Genomic DNA, 23398 nt, shown 5'->3' with positions numbered 1-23398 from the left:
CCTATAAAGCAAGTTGAACGCACCCACCCATAGCGGAAGCCAGGTGGCGTGCGTTCGTAAGAGTTTTCTTCCAAGTAAAAAAAATAACGGCGAATATGAACAGAAGAAAACTGATTATGCTCAACTAGGTATGTCATTTATGCACATACACGTTTAAGACGCAGGCGCCAACACCTAAGTTGCGAAGATAGTGCGCTAACTGATTTGCTTTTTCATTGAGTTCTTGATAAGTGAGATATTTATCTTCAAAGACTACAGCTATGTTTTACGGCGCCTTCGAGACTTGTTCCTCAAACATCTGATGCACACAAATATCCTTGGTATTGTCCTCTTCTAGCCTTGAATTTATATGACGACTAGGACTAATGTATATATTGTCACTTGTTACCATGTTGAAATTAAATATATTTCTAGGAATAAATAAAGACGTTATATATAACGTCTCTACAGGTTTAAATGTAATAACTTAAGGTAAAATCACCAAACATTCACTTTTAACTTTGGTGAGCATATCTTGGAATGCGTTTGTGTAACATCCATTTTCATCAACGACTCTACGAAGTGTATATTCACCAATACGGACAGTTCCCCCAAACCAAAGGTTCTTTCGCTGCCATGTATCTCCGTTGTTACTGTTTGTATCTTGATACATTGTGGCATTTACGAGCCATTTTGGTATTGTTATTCCAAACGACAACGGTGTAACTTGCGCGCGCTGTAAGGTCTTATCTTCAAATTGGATTTTATAGCTAAATCGCGATATTTGGGCGCCAATAAGTAATAACCATCCTGGAATCGATTTATGAAATGTCCATTGGAGAGGAGCAAATACGGGTAAAAATAAAACTAGATTCTCTTTGTCCCATTCTAAGTTATACATGGTGATGCAATGGTCTGGAAGCGGATTACCATCCATAAAGAATACACCTTTTAGAACGGTTGGTAAGTCAGTTGATTTAACTGGAACCATCCAGGTTGCAATATTTGCAAGTTGTCGTGTTTCGATTGTAATCATTATTTCAAATATATAAGAGGTAGGGGGGCGGGTTTAGATGAATTTTTCGTTGTTAACTAGGATGTGACTTAACCCGCCCGTACAGGTATTATTCGTGTTGTTGGGTGAAGCCTTGTAAGATTAAGTTATTTGGAGTAACTGCGGTTACTTTTTGAAAATCCCATTTAACTTCTGTAAAAAATTCCCAGTTATATTTTTTAAACAGGTATAAACAAAACATCTTGATTATACCAACCGATAAAGACCTACCGGGACACGCGCGCTCATGTTCTTTACCGTTCCAAGATAAAATATCTGAAAAGTCGCGCTCTATGTTGAAGCTATCTGGATTTTCGTATTTTTTCGGGTCGCGATTTGCTGTGAAAATTGAGCCAAGTAATCGTGTCCCTTTTTGGAATGGACATTTTTGGCTGCCAATTGTAACTTCACCTGGTTGTTTTGCAAGTTGACTAACAAATCGTACTGGTGGGTAGAAGCGTGCGGTTTCTAGAATGACTTTATCGACAATTGCTAATTGTTCTAACGCACTTCCTGATGGTGTTTGCTCTCCATTCCAAACAGCGTTAACTTCTGATATTACATTGTTTCTTAGGGTCTTATCTAAACATAAAACCCCTATTACAGACCCTAATAGTGCGCTTGTTCCTGCTGTTCCGGCTATATGAATTGTATCAAAAAGACTGTTGGCTATTTGGTGTTCGTTTAATTGGTATTCGGCGCCTGTTTCAAGATAAGCTTTCCATTGAGGTGATTGTTTGTATTTCTCTATTAAGCGCTTACGATGTTGGATAATTGGTCTTGTTCTAAAACCAAGCAGTGTTTTACTAATAAAATTGGGCAAAGATGAAAGGGGCAATCCTTTGATATACCCTGCTGATGCGATAGTTTCTTCTTTTGATAATGATATATCAAAAACAAGTTTGTGCAGAATCCAAACCATCATTCTGGGCAAATCTTCTCCAACATGCAATTTGCCTTCTGTTGCAGCGTCTGCCAAAACTTTATCGACTAAATGCCCTAATACATCTGCTTTTTCAATTGGGTTTGGTAAGGCTTGTAATATTACAGCACGACTTCCTGTATGTTCCAAACCGTTCATTCCCAATGTTAGCGGATTGCCAAGCATGTAACTAGGAGCTAATATTCTAATAATGCCTAAATCATTTCCTCGCCATTGAGGTTCTGTTTGCATTAATTGTTTTACGTCAGCATGAGAAGCGTGCATTATTGCTTGGTCTACTGCGTAAAACTTGTCGCCAATATTTTGCTTGCGGACGTTGAGAACATCTGTCCATGCTCTAAGTATAAGCAAGCCATCTGTGTAATAAACCCATAAGCGTAGAAGTTTACCAATAGGGCTATTATAACCTACTTTGGCGATAATACGTGAAAGCCAAAGTTGACGGTCGTGTGCTTTAAGTATTTTTTTTGGTTCCATGATAGTTTACCAAGTGTTGTATATTTAAATGTTTATGCTAAATATTTATGCTTTGAGGAATTCGAGAAGGGAGCAAATATTCGTAAGTTGGACGGTGCAAATTACGGTCATTGATAATTTCTTCAATTTGGATGAGATTTTTTTGGAACTTATCCAACAATGGTGTTACCTGTGCTGGAAAGTGTCCTGGTGAATAATTACCTATATTTTTGTAATAAATAGAACCGAGCAAAGTCAGTACGTTTAGTTGTCTTTGAGCTTGTTCTAGAGGTGGAAGTAAATTCAGATAGTCTTGTTCTGTAACCTCACCTTTTAGTGTCGAAGCTGGCATATAACCTGCTAGCGGCGCCGCTGCTGCATAGCTCATCAAATCTTTTTGTGGATAGTTGACGGCGCCATGTTGTGCAGTTGCGGTAAAAATAATCAGCGTCGCAGCATCTATTAAGTAATTAAGCGTTTGGATACTACCATTCTCACCAAAATCAGGTACACGTCCCCCATCTAAAGCTTGAACTTCTGTTGCCCATGCTTGAAGGGCTGTATCATTTTGAACGTCCTGATTTGTCGAGTAGTAAAGACTTAAGTAGTCAGTTACCCATTGATGAATGGCATTCCAAATTAGGAGTGCATCATCTCGATAAGGATAAACAGGCAGTAAGTTGGGGTCATCTACTCCTCGTTGCTTAAGTTGTTTCGGTAACATGGCACCATTAAAACCATAGCTTCGTAACCCAAGTGCTACTAAAACCCGTGAGTTATCAATAGTTGAACCGAGCAATTGATCGACCGCACCAACGGGTGCAATTAAAAGTCGTTGAGCAGCATCGTTAATTGCTAAAGTGCCTTCAAAATGCGGACGCAAAAGTATGCTTAAAGGATGATTATCTGGAAGTTGCCGTCTTGTCGCTAGAACAAAAGCACCGACAAATAAGTGAGTTCGCCCAAGATGACTAACTGCTTCGTGGTAATTGGTGTCTGCTATAGTAACAATTGTTCTGGCAAATAACCAAGCGTATTTATTTGATTTGGGTGTAATAATTGGATGGGCGCCTGGATTTTGACCGCATTGAATAGCTACTGCTTGCAGTGAGCGATTGGAATCTTCAGCTTTAGGAACAGCAAAAAGCGCTATAGGAGCATAAATGTACTTTTGATATTTTGAATAAGTACCGTTGACTGCATTGTCTAAAATTTTATAGTCTGCTAAATAAAGTCTTCCTTCCTTGAGTGCTAGTTCTAATGAATCATCATTTCCCATTACAGCTTGATAATGAGAATCTTCAATGGGAAAGTTGGCGCTTTCTCGAGATACACGTTCAATCATTAGCGGGTTAAATCCAGCTACCTGCATGTAAGCAAAGCTTTCATCTTCAAGGAAAGTATTAGCAAATTGAGGTATATCAATTACTGGTAATAATTTACTGTAATCGTTAAGACTACTTACATGTCCGGTAGGATGTCCCCTTTCTAAACGGGTATTAATGCGACCTAACAAGTCTCTAAAAATGGAGAGTCCACAGTCTTTAATAACCGAAAGCAACAACTCGTCAACTTCACGGTAATCTTTGGACATTCTAGCAAGCAGCAACTGAGGTGCAATTTGTAGAACTCGACCCAATATATTAAGCTGAGTTGGAAGTGCTTCAGAGCGTACTGATTCAAAAATAAAATTTCTAATATCATCACGCAACGACTTAGAACCGCGATTACCTCGGTTCGTAATTAAGGTATTAACGAAAATAATTTTTAATTGCTTGACTAATAGACGATACCAAGTGATGGAAAAGTCTTCCTTTGCAGGAAGGGTATCAACCATCGCTAAAGGTGGAATGCGCGTATAGTTGTATTGATACTCGTGCTTTGTATAGTCTACATTGTTAGTAACCGAGGGGTTGTTGAAGTTAAACTGTGGTGAAGTAGGCATATATACTTCGTATTCGTATTATTTTAATAAGAGTTTGTATTTACTATTGCATTATCACAAGCTACAATCTGGACTTTTGCAATTACGGAAAGAAACTGGGTTTCTACGCAAAATCCTTATTTTCATCATAATTTATCAATAAAGAAACCCGGTTTGTTAGTTTCTTAATAGAAGATAACGTTAGATTAATAAAAGTTTAACTTTCTAAATATAACCATCGTAGTAAAAGGTCTATACGTAAAAGTTTTAAAGTAGTACTTGCAGAACAAAAACGGTAGGTATTGTAAGGAGTTAATATGTTTTTTTTGATGAGACTCAATAACAAGTTTTTTACATATAGGACTTACGCACAGAAACCTGGTTTCTACCAAAAATCGTCGTTTTTATGACAAATTATCGACCAAAAAACCAGGTTTCTAGGATTTTTGCGTAAGTCCTGACATATTTGAGTATTGCTTTGTAATTACGTTAGTTTTCTATCCCTCTGTGTTAGGGCGCCTACCTCCCTTGGTGTAGTACTAGGTTCCAACATTGGTACAGCAGTTGGGGGTTACGGGCTGATGGTAAAGTAGAAGGTGGCGCCTTTATTTTCAACAGCTTCAGCCCAAATGTGTCCATTGTGACGGTCAATAATTCGCTTGACGGTTGCAAGTCCAATACCAGAGCCAGGAAAATCGCTTTTGTGATGTAAACGTTGGAAAGCACTGAAAAGTTTACTCGCATAAGCCATATTAAAACCTGCTCCGTTATCCCGCACAAAAAAAATTTCTTGAGATTGTTGCTCGTTTTGCATGGCGCCAAATTCTATACGAGCTAATGGGTTTTTGGCAGTATACTTCCAAGAGTTTCCGAGTAAGTTTTCTAACAATATTCTTAATAACCGTGTGTCTCCAAAAGCAGAAACATTTTCAGAATAGATAAATTCTACTTTTCGTTCTGGGTGTGCTTGCTGCAATTGTGCTATAGTTTCACTAGCTATTTTACTCAAGTTAACGTCCTCAAATAACATTTTGCTACCTTTAACTTGAGATAGAAGCATTAAACCTTCTATGAGTTCTTCCATCTGCATAGTGGCTTGCCGCACACGACGAGTATAGTGTTGCCCAGTATCACTTAGTAGTTGAGAATATTCTTTTTCTAGAAAATAATTAAACCCATTAATACTAGTAATTGAAGAACGTAAATCGTGGGCCACAGAATGTCCAAAAGCATCTAATTCTTGGTTAACTGCTTCTAATTGAGCGGTGCGTTGTTTGAGCGCTTCCTCAACTTGAAGACGAACGCCTATTTCTTGTTGTAAAAGCTGATTTTGCAGTTGCAGTTGCTTTTGTAAATTTTGTAAGTTAAGATGTGTTTTGACGCGAGCTAAAAGTTCTTGCTTTTTGATGGGCTTTGTAATGTAATCTACGGCGCCTGCTTCAAAACCCTTTACTTTATCTTCGGTATCAGCGAGAGATGTAACAAATATAATTGGTATATTATGAGTAGCTTGGTTAGCCTTAAGATGAAGGCAAGTTTCAAACCCAGTCATTCCAGGCATTAATACATCAAGAAGAATTAAATCAGGTTGTGCATATTCTGCCTGTTGAATTGCACTTTCACCATCAAGAGCAGCTAAAACTTCAAATCCTGATTCGATTAAATAATCTTGCAAAACTGCCAAATTATTTGGTAAGTCATCGGCAATCAAAATAACTTCTTTTGTAGCTTTCTCCATTTTATGAACCTTTAGGAACGTATTTGAAATTATTGATTTGTAGGTAAAAATTTTAAAACTAAATCTCGAATATTCTTGACTTGAAAGCCTTTAGCAAACCCACGTACAAGTGTAGTAAAAGGAATAAAATCTCCTTCCATACTTTCAATTAAAGCAACTTGCTCTAAAATCGCTGGAACATTGCCTCTTGTAGCCAAATCAAGTAAAACAGTGAGTTTTTCAATCGGTGGGGGTACTATAGTTACCGATTCATTAACATGAGAATGAGAATGAGAATGTAAGGATTGTTGTTCGCGCTCCTGGTAAACCCATTCTAGCCCTAAATGTATTTGCAATGCTTCAAAAAGTGCCTCCGAATCTATTGGTTTGGCTAGAAAATCATTACAACCAGCTTGGTAACTATGGGACTTAGAGTTATCAAAAACACTAGCAGACGTGGCTATTATAACCGTATTTTGCGTTTCAGAGTGCTTTCGCAGGCGCCGAGTTGCCTCAAATCCATCCATGATAGGCATAACTAAGTCCATAAAAATACAATCTGGTTGAAATTCTACAGCTCTATTGATACAATCTAAACCATTTTCAGCTTCGTTTATATCAAAACCAAGAGGTGAAAGCAATCCGGCTAAAACACCACGATTAGCCCATTTATCGTCTACTATCAAAATTTTACGCTGTTTACCTTCATAACCAACGATATTACTTTTGTTTTTTTGATTTTGAGCAATTGCCTCTGCGACTTGAGGTAAATCTAAATCTACCCAAAAAACACTACCTTGATTTAGGGTACTTTTAACGTTGATATTGCCACCCATTAGCTGGGCAATTTTTTGGCTGATAGTTAAACCTAAACCTGTACCTTCAATCACATGACGTTGTGAGCTAACTTGCTCGAAGGGTAAAAAGATTTTTTCTATATGTTCAGGCGCCATTCCAATACCTGTATCTTCAACTTGAAAGCGAATTCGGTCATTAATTATACAAACTTTAAAAATTACGCTACCTTTATCGGTAAACTTGACGGCATTACTCAATAAGTTAATCAAAATTTGTCGTAATCTTTTGGCATCGGTTCTGATAATTGTCGGTAACGGATAGCTTGGCTGATAAACAAACGAAATACCTTTTTGTTCGGCGCGAAGCCTTATTAAATTAACAATACCTTGTATCAAGTCAGCAAAATCAAAATTGTTTAAATCTAGCTCTATCTTTCCAGCTTCGATTTTAGAAATGTCTAAAATATCATTAATCAGAGTCAGTAAATGGCTTCCACACTCTTCAATTACATTTAGCCCCTCCATTTGTTTATTAATTAAACTTGTGTCTTTAAGTATTGAAACATTTTGCTTAAGGATGTGAGCATAGCCAAGAATACCATTTAGAGGTGTTCGCAATTCATGGCTCATATTTGATACAAATTCGCTTTTAGCTTGATTTGCAACATCGGCAAGTTCTTTTGCTTGTTTTAACTCTTGGGTGCGCTCTTCGACTTTTATCTCTAATGTTCGCGAGTAATCTTCTAACTGCGTTTTTGCAACTGTAAGTTTTTCTAGAAGTAGGGCATTTTCTAGAGAAATTGCAACTTGAGCGCAAAGAAGGTTTAAAATTTCTAATCTGTCTGGTGTAAAGGCGCCATCTGCTAAATTATTTTCTAGATAGAGTATTCCAATAAATTTACCTTGATTAACAATAGGAATACAGAGAATCGAAAGTGATGGTTTACCCTTTATATAAGTATCATTCGTAAATATTCCACTTTGAGATGCATTTGTTAAAAGTACATTTTCTCTAGTTCGCACTACATAATTAATTACAGACAACGGTAATAAATTACTCGCTTCAACAGGAATTGATTGCTGCAAAGTTATTTCATTTTTATCGACATTGACAGATGCTTCTATCAATAGTTTATCGTCTTGCTCTAAAATGAAAAGTCCATTACGGGCGCCAGCATTTTCGACGGCAATATTCATCATTCGACCTAGCAATTTTGTCAATTCTATTTCGCTAGATAGAGTTTGAGAAGCTTTAATTACAGTTTGTAAGTCGAGAGTGTCTAAATTATAATTAGTCGTCTTTATACTTGTAGTATCCTTACTTGTTCTAACATTGCTTTTTTCCGCTAGCTTAGGATATTCAGATTCTAGTTGCTTTACTTTTGCCTTAGCTCCCCAACGAAGATAATAGTAATGAGCGTCTGTAAGATATGCCCAAGCAACTTTTTCTTTTTTAATCGCCAAATAAAATTTTGCTGCTAATTCGCTGGCAAGTGCTTCTTCGTGTAAATATTTTTGCAATGCAGCACCTTGGATAGCTTTGTCGTAAAAATTCATCGCTGTCAAAATTTCTTCTAATACCCGTGCTTTTTCTGCTTCTACCAAGTCATATTTATGCTGATAATTACTAGGTGCATGGTTAGCCCAATTTTGCATTATTTTTTGATTAGCAATTACTTGGCTAATTGATTGCTGTTTTTCAGCTTCACTAATATTACTACACTGAGCTAATAGCGCTAGAGAATAATAAAAATTATACTCAGCACCAAAAATAGTTCCAACTACACCATCAAGATGTGCAAACGAATTAACTGCATTATCTAAAGCTTGTTTATAGTCTTGGAATAAATAAGCTAAAATTAGCTTGAAAAGGTAAAAACAAAATATTAGCATTTTGTAGTTAGCTTTAACTATTAATGGCAACATTGCTACTTCGTCAAAGCTTTCCCCTGTCAAAACTTTTGGGTTACTAGTATTACCTGTAAGATTCAAAACAGCTTGGCGCCCAATTTTAATATAAAAGCTGCCGAGTTCTTGTTTGAGATTTACTAATAATTCTTCATACTCGTAAAACTTTTGATTGACAACTTCTAAATTTTCACCTTGAAAAAATAAATATAGGCAGTATTCAGCACTACCATAGCTCAAATATTCAAAATTTCCTGTTTCTAATCCTAATTGAATCGCTACACTAAAATTGTTTGCAGAGTTACGTAAAGGTTCTTTCCAAGGTTGAATGTGACTGGCAAATACTTTATGAACTTGACATTTAATTGCGTGTTGCGGAAATTTTTCAACGATTTTTAAAGATAAGCATCCAAATTCATAACCCGAATCAAAATCATTATACATTCCGCACAACAGTAAACCATATAAACAATAACCATAAGCCGACTCAGCAGCATTTCCATAATTCACTGACAAATTAACCAAGGACAGAATAACTGGTACTAATAATTCTGGCTTGCTGAAATAAACAGGTGGTATGATAGTAACTAAAATCTCAACAACTGCTGTTTTAATTGCATCATTCATGAATGGTAAATCAACTAATGCAGCTATTTGCTTGATTTCAAAGCTTAACTCCGCACGTAATTGCTCTAACTGAGTTGGAATTGGGTTGCCTAATATTTCTAAAGCTTCCAAACCTGCGTGAATAGCTGTTGTTAAGTCACTTTGGCTAGTATAGAAATGAATTTTTTGCTTATAAATTGCTGCTTTTTGTAATACCGTCTTTGATTTGGCTATGGCAACATCAATTAAAGCTTTAGAGTCTAAGTAATTAGTATTGAGGTATTCAACTTCTATCGCTGCCAAATAAACTGAATAAGTCAGTTCGTACTGACAATCCCAGGAATTTAGTGTCAAAAGTGACAGAGCAGTTTTTAGATATTTAGCTGCGGCATAATAAGCTGTAGAAGCCTTTGCCTTTTGTCCAGCGATTAAATTTAGATTTACGAGTTGATATTTTTCGACTTCGCTAAAAATTAAGTCGGCGCCAATATTGAGGTGGTTAACAATTTCAAAAATATTTTCTTCAATTTCATGTTGCTGGCTTTTATTTAATAACTGTCTGCCAATTTGCAAATGCACTTCTTTTTTACTTACATCTGGAATTAGTGCATATGCAGCTTGCTGTACTCGGTCGTGTAAAAACTTGTAAGATATAGTTAAATTATCAAGATTATCGACAAATAGAGGTATTTTATACGCATTACTAAGAGGTAAAATTAAACCTGATTGGAAAGCAGTCCAAAGACAGTCAGCCGTTTCTCGAAAAGTTTGTGCGTACACTATTGCTAAGGTACTAAAATCAAATTTATTACCGATGCAGGCAGCTAGCTTTAAAATATTTTGTGTGTTCGCATCTAGTTTTTGTATCTTACCAATCATTAAATCGACAACATTATCAGTTATGTCGGTAGCTTCAATTTGTTCAATATCCCATTGCCATTCGCTTTTGGTTACACCCAAGTTAAACGATAAAAGTTTTTCTTGATAAAGTGAACTGAATAATTGATTTAAGAAGAAAGGATTACCATTTGTCTTAGCTTCTAAAAGTTGGGCTAATGTTTTAACTTTTTCTCGCGATTCGTGCAAAGTATCAGCGACTAACTCAATAATATTATTAATGTTCAAAGGATAAAGCGTAATAGTATCTAGCTTTTCGCTATATTGACGAATTTCATTTAAAGTCGCCATTAACGGATGCGTGGCATTGACCTCGTTATCGCGATAAGCTCCAATAATTAATAAATATTGACTATCAGGGTCAGTTACCAATAATTTTAATAAACTCAGAGAAGCAGTATCAGCCCATTGTAAATCATCCAAGAAAATCACTAAAGGATGCTCTTTTTTGGTAAAAACATGGATGAATTGTTTAAAAACATGATGAAATCGATTTCGTGACTCAGTTGGCTCTAAAATTGATATAGGCGCCTGTTTGCCAATAATCAACTCAACTTCGGGAATTACGTCAATAATGATTTGTCCGCTATTACCCACCCCTTCTAAAATTTCAGCTTTAATTGCAGCTAAACTCGATTCATCTTCTGTTAATAGCTGCCGTATCAAATCTTGAAAAGCCTGAATTAATACACTGTAAGGGATATTACGCTTAAATTGGTCAAATTTTCCAGTTAGGAAATACCCGCGCTCACGAATAATTGGTTTGTGAACCTCTGATACTAATGCTGATTTACCAATTCCCGAATAACCAGCTACTAACATTATCTCTGTCTGACCTTGACTAACTCGCTCAAAAGCAGCCATCAAAATCGCAATATCGTTCTCTCTGCCATAGAGTTTTTGGGGAATTTGAAATTTATCTGAGAAATCTTGTTTAGCAAGGGGGAAGTCATCAATATGTCCAGTGCTTGTTAACTGATGTAAACAAGTTTCTAAATCTGCCTTTATACCCCATGCGCTTTGATACCTTTCTTCCGCAGTTTTTGCAATTAATTTCATCACTATGTTAGAAATTACGGGACTCACATTCGGATTAACTTGATGAGGCGCCTGTGGTATTTTAGCAATATGGCAGTGAATCAATTCGATTGAATCTGATGTTGAGTACGGTAACTGTTTAGTCAGCAGTTCATAAAAAGTAATACCCAGAGAGTAAAAATCAGTACGATAATCGATATTACGATTCATTCGACCCGTTTGTTCAGGAGAAATATAAGCGAGGGTTCCTTCAATAACATTTACATGATTAACTTTGTCGGTTTCATTCTCTAGGTATGTTGCAATACCAAAATCAGTTATTTTTACTATCTCTGTTTCGAGATTTATAATAATATTTTCTGGTTTAATATCTTTGTGAATAATATGATTTTGATGTAAATAGCCAATTGCTTCTACAAGTTGAATACCAATGCGTAAAAACAACGGTAACTCAATATTACAAGAGTTGATCACCTCTTCGAGAGATTTACCACCAAAATCTTCTAAAATTAGTGCGATTCCATGATTATATTCAACCAAATTTATACACTTTACAACACCTTCGTTATTCAAATCTTTAACTACCATATACTCTTGCTTAATTTGAGCAATATCCTTAACATTGGGATAATATGCAGATAATGTTTTGATAATAACTAATTCTTTATCTACTGTCCTTTCGGCTCGATAAACAACAGTTTTAGAACGCGCGTAAATCTGTTCGTTAATTTTATACCCAGGAATAGAAAACATGGTTTTGTATTTCGCCCTTTATGATTAAAATTAAGAATTTTAAAACAATATGTTCTTGTTAGATTATATAACTACCGGATTGATGTAATTAATTTTTGTAGATAGAAAAACTGGCAACGGATATGTCAAAAGTTTTGGGTAGTTGGCACTCCCGCGTAGGTGTGCCTATGCCTCACTTACAACCAGCCAAAATTTCATTCTAATGGTAGATGTGGAAATAAAAGACAATACTCAAAAGAATATTATGTTTTAATTAATACTTGACTAATTGTGTTCAATACGGATAACTTGAAAAGTGAAAAGTAAACTATAGATTGTTGTAAGTGAGTGTGAATATTGAAAACAAAAAAGTATAAAAAAACACTTTTGTCATCGAAAATGCTTTGGCTTCGGTTAAAGAGGATATTTTTGCTTAGGATTTTAATATTTTTTCTATTAGTTTTATTGGTACTATGTGTAATTATCTTGTGTATTCACCTATTAAACTTTACCAATTTTCCAAAAGATATTGAAAGACTTATTAAAAATAATTATTTATTTGAAAAGCTGGAATCTTTTAGTATTATTGTGGGTTTGGTTATTTTTCTTTTAAATATTCCCGAACAGCAAAAGCGTACTCATTATGAAGCATGGCAACTAATTAATTCTGCACAGGGTCAAGGTGGAAGTGGTGGACGTGTTAAAGCGCTAGAAAATTTAAACGAAGATGGGGAAAGTTTAGCTGGTCTAACTGCTACTGATGCTGACTTAACAGGAGTTCAATTACAAGGAGCAGACTTAGTTCGAGCTAATTTAAAAGGGACTAATCTTAGTAAATCTGACTTTAGTGATGCGAAGCTTGATAGAGCGGACTTAACTGGCGCCATCTTAGTTGGTGCAAATCTAATGAGTGCTAATCTTTGTGATGCAAACCTTAGCCATGCTGACCTTAACGATGCCCAATTAGTCAAAGCTCAACTAATAAATGCCAAGCTAGTAAATACAAATTTCAGTGGCGCCAATTTAAGCGGTGCAAATTTCAGCTATGCAGACCTCAGAGGCGCCAACCTCAGTAGTGTAAATTTTAGCGATGCAGACCTTAGCAATGCAGACCTTATTTCCGCTAAATTAATGGGAGCAAAAAATCTAACTTCTCAACAAGTAAAAAAAGCTCGTAATTGGGAACTTGCAAACTACGATGAATCTTTTTTAAATTTGCTTAATTTATCATCTGAGAAATAAAAAATGTTATCTAACAATAAGCGAAAAGCCTTAGTAGTTGGAATTAATAAGTACAATTGCTTTAAAAATCTTCAAGCACCTGCTGTCAATGCAACATTTATAGAGAATAACTTTAAAACGCTGTGTCAATTTCAAGTTACGCGATTAGAAAATGTAACTCGAAAGCAAATTAAAAATGCGATTATCAATCTTTTAATGCCAAGTGGCGAACATGCAGATACAGTGATATTGTATTTTTCTGGATATGTTTTAGCTAAGAACGAAGGAGTTTCAGAACTTTTTTTTACGACTAATGAATCTAATCCCTCTCAAGACGATTTGGGATTATCTTTACAATGGTTAAAACAAATACTAAAAGAAAGTCCAGTCACCAATCAAATCATTATTTTTGATTGTTGCTATCATCAAAAAAAACAACTTGATTTAGACAAATTTATTGCTGGAAATGAAAATGGTAAAAATAGATTATTTATTGTTTCGTTCCATAGCCATAGTAAATCTTTTAGAGACAAATACCATAAAAATACTAAATTAAGGAAATGTACTGAATTAACTGCTGCAATACTTAATATACTTAAACCTAAGAGTAAAGAAAGTATTGATAATAAAAGATTAGTGAAACAATTGAAAGAATATGAAAAGCAGTTAAATACATGTGGAGATTTTAAACGTATCTCTTTTGGTAAGACTATTTATCTTATACCGGGAGAAGATAAGTACACGCTAGAAAACAAGTCAGAACCAAGTGATAGCCCTTACAAAGGTTTAGCTTATTTTAATTATACTGAAGCAGATGCTGAATATTTCTACGGACGCAATACTCTAACTGACGAGTTACTAGAAAAAGTAAATAAAAATAATTTCTTAGCATTACTAGGAGCATCAGGAAGTGGAAAATCAAGTATTATTAGGGCTGGTATAGTTTATCAGCTGCAACAAGGACTACGAATATCAGGCAGTGAAAATTGGTATATTCCTCAAGTTTTTCAACCTGGTAAGGAGCCACTTAATAACTTAGCACGAGCCTTTGTAGATACAAAATTACCAGAGGATGAACAGAATATTCGCTTTAAAGAGTTTAGAGAACTATTAAATCAAGAAGATCAAGGCTTAAAACAACTGATAAATAAAGTTATTAGCACTAACGTAGAGGGAGTGGTGTTAATAGTGGATCAGTTTGAGGAAGTTTTTTCTTTGCGTGATAATCCTGATGAACCTTTGGCTAAAGATTCTGAACAATATAAGTTTATTCAATGCTTGTTAAAAGATTTAAATGACTTGGGTGAGAAATTTTGCTTAGTATTAGCAATACGAGCAGATTTTTTTGGTAAGTGTGCCGAAGAGGAATATTTTGGACTTGCTAGGAAAATTCAGCAACATCTAGTAGCTGTAACACCGATGAGTGAGGAGGATTTAGAAGAAGTAATTGTTCAACCTGCCAAAAAAGTAGGTGTTAAAGTAGATGATGCTTTAAAAAGACAATTAATTACAGATGCAAGAGAAGTATCAGGAAGTTTACCTTTACTACAAAATTCTTTAACAGAACTTTGGAAGCGGCGAAATCATCAAGAATTAACATTAACATATTCGTTATATGAGGAAATTAAAAATGAAATAAAAAAACAGTTGGTCGATAATCGAGGATTTTTAGAAGCATTACTAGAAAAACATCTTGAACACGTCTATAACAGCTTAGATAAGCGAAAGACAGAGATTGCAAATTACATTTTAGTAAATTTAATAGAAATAGGAAATGGCACAGGAAGTACACGTATCAGAGTTTACATAACAAATTTAGCAGAATCAGCACAGTATTCTTTAAATGAAATCAGAGCAGTAATTAATCATTTAACAAGTAATAATATAATAATTATTAGCGAAGAAATACAGAATGATGGTTTCAAATACGAAGTAGTTACTTTAGCTCATGAAATTTTAATTATTCACTGGAAAACTTTACGTGAATTGCTAGATAAAAAACGTGTTTACCGCCCCTTCAAAGCTGCGATTGAATTGGATACAAAAAAGTGTAAAATTGAAAAAAAATCAGGGAATCAAAATATTGAAAGTTTTTTATATACCGGAGAAAAATTAAAAGAAGCTGAAAAAATTATTGAAAATTTCGGGTATCTTTTGCAGTTAACAGCAGAAGAGAAAGAGTTTATTCAAGAAAGTAAGGCAAATCAAGTTAGCGAAGAACAAAAGAGAGATAAAATCAGGCAACAGCGTTTTACGGCTCTAAGAATTTTAATTATAAGTTTACTTTTAATTTTATTTTTATTATCTTTATTGTTTGTTTCCGAAAAGGAAAAAAACACGCAAGCAGAAAGATTTCAGTTAAACCAAAGCGTTGCTCTGACTCGTTATTCAGATGCTCTTTTCAGAGAAGGGCAAAAATTTGATGCACTTGTAGAAGGTTTACGAGCAGCAATACCACTGCAAAAATTAAAGCTAGATACCCCAATGAAGGATGAGACTGTATCAGTATTGCGAAGAACTGTATATGGGGCAAAAGAACGCAATAGACTGGAAAAACATATCGGTTCAGTTTACAGTGCTAGTTTCAATTTGGATGGTAAAATTTTAGCCTCTGGTGGCGCCGATGGTACAATTAAACTTTGGAATGTTACTACGGGTGAAGAAATTAATACCTTAACAAAGCATAGTGGTAGAGTATATAGCGTTAGTTTTAGTTCGGATGGTACAACTCTAGCTTCAGGTAGCGCCGATAGTACAATTAAACTTTGGAATGTTACTACGGGTGAAGAAATTAACACGTTAAAAGGACATAGTGGCAAAGTTTACAGTGTTAGTTTTAATTTAGATGGTACAATCTTAGCCTCCGGTGGCGCCGATGGTACAATAAGACTTTGGAATGCTGCTACGGGTGAAGAAATTAACACGTTCAAAGGACATAATGGCAAGGTTTACAGCATCAGTTTTAATTCGGATGGGAAAACTTTAGCCTCCGGTAGTACAGATGGTACTGTTAGAATATGGAATATTGACACACACAATAATTCCATTCTCAGTAAAGATAACTACTTTGTTCACAGTGTTAGTTTTAGTCGAGATGGCAAAATTTTAGCTTCCGGTAGTGCAGATGGAACCATCAGACTTTGGAATGCAAGTGACACTGCCAAACTTTGGAACGCTAATACTCGTGAAAGTCGTATCCTTAATAGACATGAATATAGTGTCAACAGCGTTAGCTTTAACAAAGATGGTACTAAGTTAGTCTCTGGCAATTTCGATAATACAATTAAACTATGGGATGTTGCTACAGGTAAAAAAATTACTACTGTGACTGGACATCGTGATTGGATTTTAGATGTCAGCTTTAGTCCAGATGACAAAATCTTAGCTTCTGCTGCTGCCGATGGTTCAATCAAAATTTGGGATGCTAGTAGAATTGAAGAAAATACAACTTTTACAGGACATAGCGATTGGGTTAGTAGTGTTAGTTTTAACCCCAAAAATGAAACTAAATTAGCTTCTGGCAGTCTCGATAGTACTATCAAAATTTGGGATATTGCTACAGGTAAAGAAGAACGTACTATTTATACAGTTGAAGGCAATAATAGCGATTCGCGCCAAAGAAAAATTAATAGCATCAGTTATAGCCATAATGGTAAAATATTAGCTTCTAGTAGTGCAGATGGCTTCATTCAACTCTGGGATGCTTCCACTGGTCAAGAAATTGATTCTAAATTTATTGATAATAATACTTGGATTAACAATATTATTTTTAGTTTCGATGACAAAAAAATCGCTTTTGCGACTCTTAATCATACTGTTCAAATTTGGGATTTAGAAACAGATAAATTAATTCGTATTTTTCAAGAAAGTGACGGTTTTAGTGGTGTTAGTTTTAGCCCCGATGATAAACTTTTAGCATCTGGTAGTTTTGACAATACTATTAAAATTTGGGATATTATAACAGGTAAGCTAGTTAAAACCTTACAAGGGCATAATAGTAAAGTTAATACTGTTAGCTTTAGTCCTGATGGTAAAACTTTAGCATCAGGTAGCTTTAACAATATTATTAAGCTTTGGGATGTCGAAGAAGGCAAACTAATTAAAACTTTAAAAGGACATAGTGGTAAAATTAATAGCCTCAGTTTTAGCCCTAACGGCAAACTTTTAGCATCTAGTAGTGCTGACAAAACAATTAAAATTTGGGATATTCTCTTGGGTAAAGATATAAAAACATTCACAGAACATATCGAAGATATATTGAGCGTTACTTTTAGTCCAGATGGCAAAACTTTAGCTTCTGGTAGTGCAGATGAAAAAGTAATGCTGTGGAAAGTTCCAGACAATAATAATTTTATCGCAGCTAGCGAGAATTTAGATTTAAATGAGCTAATTAAACTGGGTTGTAATTGGGCAGGTGGTTATTTGCAATATAATTCTAATGTCAGAATTCATGACCAGCATTTATGCGACAATATTAATAGAGTAAAATAAACCATACAAAAATACTAATTTATAACGGACAAACTGCGGAACTGATGAAATGCCCATGTATGTCTTTTGATGCAGAAGCAATTAACATTACTTCACCAGAATTGCTAATTACCCAATTATCAGCTTCGCTAATTTCAGGTTTTATTAATTGCTCTTTATAATTAGTATCTTTCTGATTCGATACTAAGTCATTAGTTGTCACCCAATCAATACTTGCTGTTTGATTATTGCGAAGCATTGCATTCGGTGAGACTGGTAAACCCCCACGTCCAGTAATTATAAATGTATTACCTCGTTTAACGGGACAACTTTGAGCAATTAGGTAACTATGGTCAACAATATTAACAGGTAATTCAATTAACCCGGATGTTGGGTCTACTTCTGGTCGATTAATTCGTACAGTACCATTCAACTGAGAATTGGCGCCACTCGCAGTGATATCGCTCATATTAGTGGGTGCATCACGGAATTGTAGTCCAAATAACCCTGTAGTATTAATAGTCACATTTCCACCGCGAAAATCTATAGAATTAGCGCTAATATCGCTATTATCTTCAGGAATACCAACTAGATTAATTGTATTAATTTTAATATTACCACCGATATTATTACTTCCTGTGGCATTAGTAGTAATATTACTATTTCGATGCAATATTAAATCCTTTGCATTCAAATCAATATTACCGCGACCACCAACGGTGTCAGATGTAATCGCTCCTTGATTATCTAAACGAATAAAGTCAGCATTTATGCCTAAATTTCCTGCTGCTCCTTTACCTTTACTACTGCTAAACAATTGGGCGCCATTCATAACTCTTAGCGTTTGAGATGTAATATTTACATTACCAGCATTACCTATACCTGTAGGTTCGACGCTAGTAAAGGCGCCACTCGGTCCTCGAAGACCAACTCCATCAAATAAAATGCCCTTGCGAACATTGATATTAATATTTCCAGCATCCCCCTGACCGAATGTTCTTGCAGATAAGCGGGCGCCTTTGCTAACTTCGAGGCTAGCCGCTCTGATGTTAATATCACCCCCATTACCAACAGAAGTAGGTGAAGCAATACTGGTATAAATTCCACTTGCGTTTGAAAATCTTTCTCTTCTGGCAACATTACTCAACAAAACATCATTTTTGGCGTTAATAGTAATATTGCCAGCATTGCCGGAACCTAAAGCAAAAGAAGTTAATGCGGCGCCATTAGTAACAGAGAATGAATCAGCAGTAATGTTTGTATCACCTCCTGAGCCTATACCTTCAAGATTAATACCGCTTCCCACTGTAGTCGCAGATGTATTATTCCCTCCATCAAATGAAACAGTACCAAGAGCATTTATTCTAATGTTGCCAGCCAAACCTTTTCCATAAATACTGGCACTTATTAAGGCGGCGCTTTTTACATAAAGCGAACCACCAGTATTAATGTTTATATCACCAGCTTGTCCCGTTGCGTCGGGTTCCACAGTGTTGCGAACTCTACTTCCGTCTTTTAAATAAACATCTTTAATTGCATTAATATCAATATTGAATGCTTTACTGTCAACAGACCCTAACCCTTGTCCTATACCAGCTTGAAGAGTACTTTGCCCTGCTAATTCCACAGAACGAGCATTAATAGCAATACTACCTCCATTATCTCCAAGTACGTTCACTTCTGCAAAATTACTTAGCAATACATTTGTTTGTGCCGCCGTATCTCCTAACTCGACACGTCCAGACGGCGCCAGCAATTTTCCACCATTGATATTAACCGAAGCGCCAGTTAGTGTTAGAGTTTTACCAGGATTTACTTGTAAATTCGCTAATTTGACTTCAATATCGCCTGGATTACTTCCATATTGTAATCCTATTGGTACATTAACACTAAGTAACGGTGTCGCCAACGGGTTTTTAGCACTAAATTCTAACGAGTCGCCAAATTTAACACCACTAGCTGCGGTGGCAGTAAAAGAACCGCCAATTTCTAGTTTTGCATTCTCACCAAATATAATTCCTTTATGATTAATTAAGAATAGGTTTGCTGCACCGTTCGCTTTGATTAAACCATTTATATTAGAGATATTACTACCTGTTACCCGACTGATAATATTTTGAATGTCTGGGTTATTTTGAAAATGAGCCGTATTGCCTGTTGTAACAGAAAACTCTTGAAAGCTGTGGAATAAATTGGCGCCTGCTTGTGTGCCACCTGTAATATTTAAGGTATTATTTTCTAATTTGACATTAGAGTTATTGGGTAAAGTGCTATCCGGTGTAATTTGGGCTACAGCCGAATATCCAGTAAAAACTATTGTACCATTAATACCAATTACGAATGCCCAGAACAAATGTTTCATCATAGTTGCAGTAATAAAAGTATCGATTGTTGGTTGGAGTGCATAAATTAATAATTTCGCCCCCATATACAAAGTAGAACTATTTTGCAACAATTTTTATAATGCCATCCTATACTAAAGTCGAGTACGTTTTAGCAAGATTGGCGCCTATAATATTGAGCAAAATAATATCCAAATGTGGTCATTAATAAGGTTAAGAGTTTATGTTTAATCAGCAGAACGCAAATGTTATCGCAGAATCTCTTTACAACAGCAATTCTAATCTTATTTCGAGTCAAAGAGTACCATTTGAAGAGTTAAGTTGTAAATTCTATCGTAGCAGTGAAATAATTGACAGAAAACCGCAGGTTGGTGTGACGCTCTCACCAGCGACAGTTGTTGAAGGAAGTGGAATACCATTGGTATATTCATTTAATCTTAGTGAACCTGCACCAAAAGGAGGTTTGCAACTTAAATTTTTGGTGGGTGACACTGATGGTGGTGAGGATGATGCATCTGCTGTAGGTTTTGAGTCACAAAGTAGCAATATTAAAGATATATCATTTGCCGTAGAAAATGGTAGTGCTTTTTTCCTAGTTGGTATTGCAGAAGGTGCTGAAAATGCTTCCTTTGCGGTTGGAGCATATGAAGATAATGTTGCAGAAGGTTCGGAGACTGTTGTGTTTAGCCTTGTCGATAACAAAAACAGCTATACTATTGACACAAAGAACAGTTTTGTTATTGCTACGATTAAAGATGCAGAGAGTGTAATATCACCGACACCTAAAACTATAGATTTTGATGAAAGTTGGTCTTTTAAAATCGATGATTATGCAATTGAGCATCAAGGAAAAGCGGTAATCGATATTGACGTTAGCTATGACTATATTGATGGAATTGGAGTTCCAGACCCTTTACAGTACCCAGATTTTGTGCCTATCTCTAATTATGTTAAAAATTTCTTGGTTAATTATCCCAACGAAACTGATTTTTGGGAGATTTTGAATAAAAATCTAGTTAAGTCTTTACTAACGGAACCAATTCCTACACCTTATGGAATTGATTATAAGTTAGCAGATGTTTTAGATTCTTTAACTGTAAAAATAGACGTTGAATCTGGTTCATCTAATATTAATATTCCTCGTTCTAGCACTGTTACAGGTAGACCACAAGAAACGACCTAACTGGTAATACTGCAAGGGATAGCTCAAAAATCGAACAATTCGTAGGTTGGGTGGAGGAACGGAACCCAACGTTTTCAGGACGCGAGTTGGGTTCCGCAAAGCCTACACCCAACCTACAAATATCCAAACTGGTAGAAATTTAGGCAACATCATTTTGACATTTTGTTATATATTCCCGATTTATTAAATAAGTCGGGAATCTAGTTTTAGGCGATGGTTTTAATCACAGTATTGCATAAGTTGATTTTGCTTACATCTATTAATATATAGCAATCCGTGCAGGAATTTTAAAAAATATATCCATGTAAACACAAACTGCTATATCTAAAATAAGGAGTAAAATCATGATTGTTAATTTATATGATGTTGTTAACAAATATCGACATATTAATCTCGACTTAGTAAATATTTCTCAATCGATAGACCTCCCAAGTTTATCAAATATTCAACGTGACGCTGAATTTAATAAAAAACTTTATAATCTAAATAAGATTTATGTATTTGGCGATAGTCTCTGTGATGTTGGGAATTCTTTCGATGTGACTTCATTAGCTTTAGGGCAACCCATACCAGCAACACCTCCCTATTTTTGTGGCCGCTTTTCCAACGGTCGGGTATGGGTAGAATATCTTGCAGAACTATTAGGAATAAATCACGACCGATGTACTAATTTTGCTGTAGGTGGCGCCAATACTGGCAACACTAATACATTAGTTCCGAATAATTCTATTGGTTTACTAGGACTACAACAGCAAATCGATAAATTTAAGGCAGAAAATTATCAGCCAGATAGTCAATCGCTTTATATTATTTGGGCTGGCGCCAATGATTATCTAAGTGGTAGTATTACTGACCTTACTATATCAACCAAAAATTTATCAAATGCAGTTCAATCACTTGTAGATGAAGGCGCTAAGAATATAATGATATTAAATTTACCTGATTTAGGTCTTCTGCCAGCCATTCGTAATGATAGTCAAAAATCCGTCCTCCTGACAAATTTAACTAAATTACATAATTCGACATTAGAAAATTCTTTAGAAGCTTTAAGGCAATCGTTTTGTGAAAGCATCAGAATAATGTCAATCGATGTTTATTCGCTGTTTAATCAAGTTTTTAGTAACCCTAAAGAGTTTGGCTTTACAAATGTGAAAGACTCTGCACTTGCACAATACGAAAAATTTCAAGGTTGCAGCGAAACATTTTTCTTTTGGGATGAAATACACCCAACAACAGCAGCTCATCTCATGTTAGCTAAAATAGCACTCAAAGTACTGGCGCCAGTCAAAGAATTATCTTTGGTCGAAAGCTAAATTTCTTTAAATACTTCTTTGAGCTAGCTCATATTTCACAGCCAATTTCCAACAAAAAGGTAAGGCAATAGTTAAAAAATAATGAAATTCGGCACCTCACTCAAGCAGCTAGTAGTCCGTGTCATTAGTTTTGGTTGGTTTGCAACGGATGTAACGGATGTAACGGATGAGTTATTCGTCAAAAATATAGATTTTGTTATCTAAAATTACCTATCCGTTACATCCGTTGTATCATCCGTTGCCAATATTCCTACCCACCAAAACTAATGACACGGACTACTAGTAAAATTTTGTAAATAACGTATTTGCTTGCTGCATAATCTGGTTTGTACCCATTCTCCAATAGAGGTTTCCCAATTTCTTTACAAAACTTGAGCTACCTCAGAGAAGAAAATCGAAGACTTGAGCAAAATAGAAGCATAACAACTCAACAGTCAGTACATACCACCCAACCTACTAAAAAGGGGAAACATCATGTCATTAAAAGAAAGCAACGCTTGGTATACTCAATTACAAGACCAATGTGAATATCCGAGCAATCAAGTTTTCAGCAAAGTTCTATTCAAAGATAACAACAGCCAGCACAACTTAATTTGCATTGCTACAGGCATAAATATGGCTGAACACAGCACAAATCGTAACGCAATTATTACAGTCATATCAGGAAAAGGTACTCTTGTATTAAAAGGTGAACCAGTTATTTTAGAACCAGGTGTGTTTGTATCAATGCCATCAGGAACGCGACATGCTTTGAAATCAGAAGAAAATCTTGCTTTCTTGTTGATATTTTCTGAAAATTCTTAAAATATAAAGCGAAA

Annotated in this window: 14 protein-coding genes; 6 read left to right on the top strand and 8 right to left on the bottom strand. The window is 35.5% G+C overall.

Annotation, left to right across the window (positions count from 1 at the left end; genetic code table 11):
* Positions 1–133: 133 nt before the first annotated feature.
* The 7 genes from DSM106972_RS55285 to DSM106972_RS00960 form a co-directional block, all read right to left on the bottom strand.
* Complete coding sequence (locus tag DSM106972_RS55285) at positions 134–262, bottom strand: AMP-binding protein (protein WP_127079075.1); 129 nt, start codon at positions 260–262, stop codon at positions 134–136.
* 3 nt (positions 263–265) lie between these two features.
* Positions 266–391, bottom strand: coding sequence for a hypothetical protein (locus DSM106972_RS54705; RefSeq protein WP_267901036.1), 126 nt, complete (start codon positions 389–391; stop codon positions 266–268).
* A gap of 75 nt (positions 392–466) precedes the next feature.
* On the bottom strand, positions 467–1015 hold the full coding sequence (locus DSM106972_RS00980; protein WP_411675265.1) for a hypothetical protein: 549 nt from the start codon (positions 1013–1015) through the stop codon (positions 467–469).
* Positions 1016–1103: 88 nt separating this feature from the next.
* Positions 1104–2453, bottom strand: a complete 1350-nt coding sequence (locus DSM106972_RS00975; protein ID WP_127077994.1) for a cytochrome P450 — start codon at positions 2451–2453, stop codon at positions 1104–1106.
* Positions 2454–2490: 37 nt separating this feature from the next.
* The gene (locus tag DSM106972_RS00970; RefSeq protein ID WP_127077992.1) at positions 2491–4377 is read right to left on the bottom strand and encodes a lipoxygenase family protein; all 1887 of its coding nucleotides are present in this window, start codon (positions 4375–4377) and stop codon (positions 2491–2493) included.
* Positions 4378–4927: 550 nt separating this feature from the next.
* A complete protein-coding gene (locus tag DSM106972_RS00965; RefSeq protein ID WP_127077990.1) occupies positions 4928–6094 on the bottom strand; it encodes a response regulator in 1167 nt (388 codons plus the stop codon).
* Positions 6095–6123: 29 nt separating this feature from the next.
* Positions 6124–12072, bottom strand: a complete 5949-nt coding sequence (locus DSM106972_RS00960) for a hybrid sensor histidine kinase/response regulator (protein ID WP_127077988.1) — start codon at positions 12070–12072, stop codon at positions 6124–6126.
* A gap of 465 nt (positions 12073–12537) precedes the next feature.
* Between DSM106972_RS00960 and DSM106972_RS00955 the strand changes: the two genes are divergently transcribed.
* The gene (locus DSM106972_RS00955) at positions 12538–13293 is read left to right on the top strand and encodes a pentapeptide repeat-containing protein (protein ID WP_158632742.1); all 756 of its coding nucleotides are present in this window, start codon (positions 12538–12540) and stop codon (positions 13291–13293) included.
* A 3-nt stretch (positions 13294–13296) separates the two neighbouring features.
* Complete coding sequence (locus tag DSM106972_RS00950) at positions 13297–17763, top strand: nSTAND1 domain-containing NTPase (protein WP_127077984.1); 4467 nt, start codon at positions 13297–13299, stop codon at positions 17761–17763.
* A gap of 19 nt (positions 17764–17782) precedes the next feature.
* Here DSM106972_RS00950 and DSM106972_RS00945 read toward each other — a convergent pair whose 3' ends face one another.
* Complete coding sequence (locus DSM106972_RS00945; RefSeq protein ID WP_127077982.1) at positions 17783–20170, bottom strand: two-partner secretion domain-containing protein; 2388 nt, start codon at positions 20168–20170, stop codon at positions 17783–17785.
* 137 nt (positions 20171–20307) lie between these two features.
* Between DSM106972_RS00945 and DSM106972_RS00940 the strand changes: the two genes are divergently transcribed.
* From DSM106972_RS00940 to DSM106972_RS00930, 4 genes are all read left to right on the top strand, one after another.
* Positions 20308–21267, top strand: coding sequence for a hypothetical protein (locus DSM106972_RS00940; RefSeq protein WP_127077980.1), 960 nt, complete (start codon positions 20308–20310; stop codon positions 21265–21267).
* Between the two features lie 344 nt (positions 21268–21611).
* A complete protein-coding gene (locus DSM106972_RS00935) occupies positions 21612–22580 on the top strand; it encodes an SGNH/GDSL hydrolase family protein (RefSeq protein ID WP_127077978.1) in 969 nt (322 codons plus the stop codon).
* Between the two features lie 81 nt (positions 22581–22661).
* A complete protein-coding gene (locus tag DSM106972_RS54700) occupies positions 22662–22784 on the top strand; it encodes a hypothetical protein (protein ID WP_267901035.1) in 123 nt (40 codons plus the stop codon).
* A 270-nt stretch (positions 22785–23054) separates the two neighbouring features.
* Positions 23055–23384, top strand: coding sequence for a cupin domain-containing protein (locus DSM106972_RS00930; protein WP_127077976.1), 330 nt, complete (start codon positions 23055–23057; stop codon positions 23382–23384).
* Positions 23385–23398: the final 14 nt, after the last annotated feature.

This window comes from Dulcicalothrix desertica PCC 7102, assembly GCF_003991905.1.
GTDB lineage: Bacteria > Cyanobacteriota > Cyanobacteriia > Cyanobacteriales > Nostocaceae > Dulcicalothrix > Dulcicalothrix desertica.
Note: the sequence above shows the minus strand (reverse complement) of the source record. Positions and strands in the feature narration are given on the sequence as shown.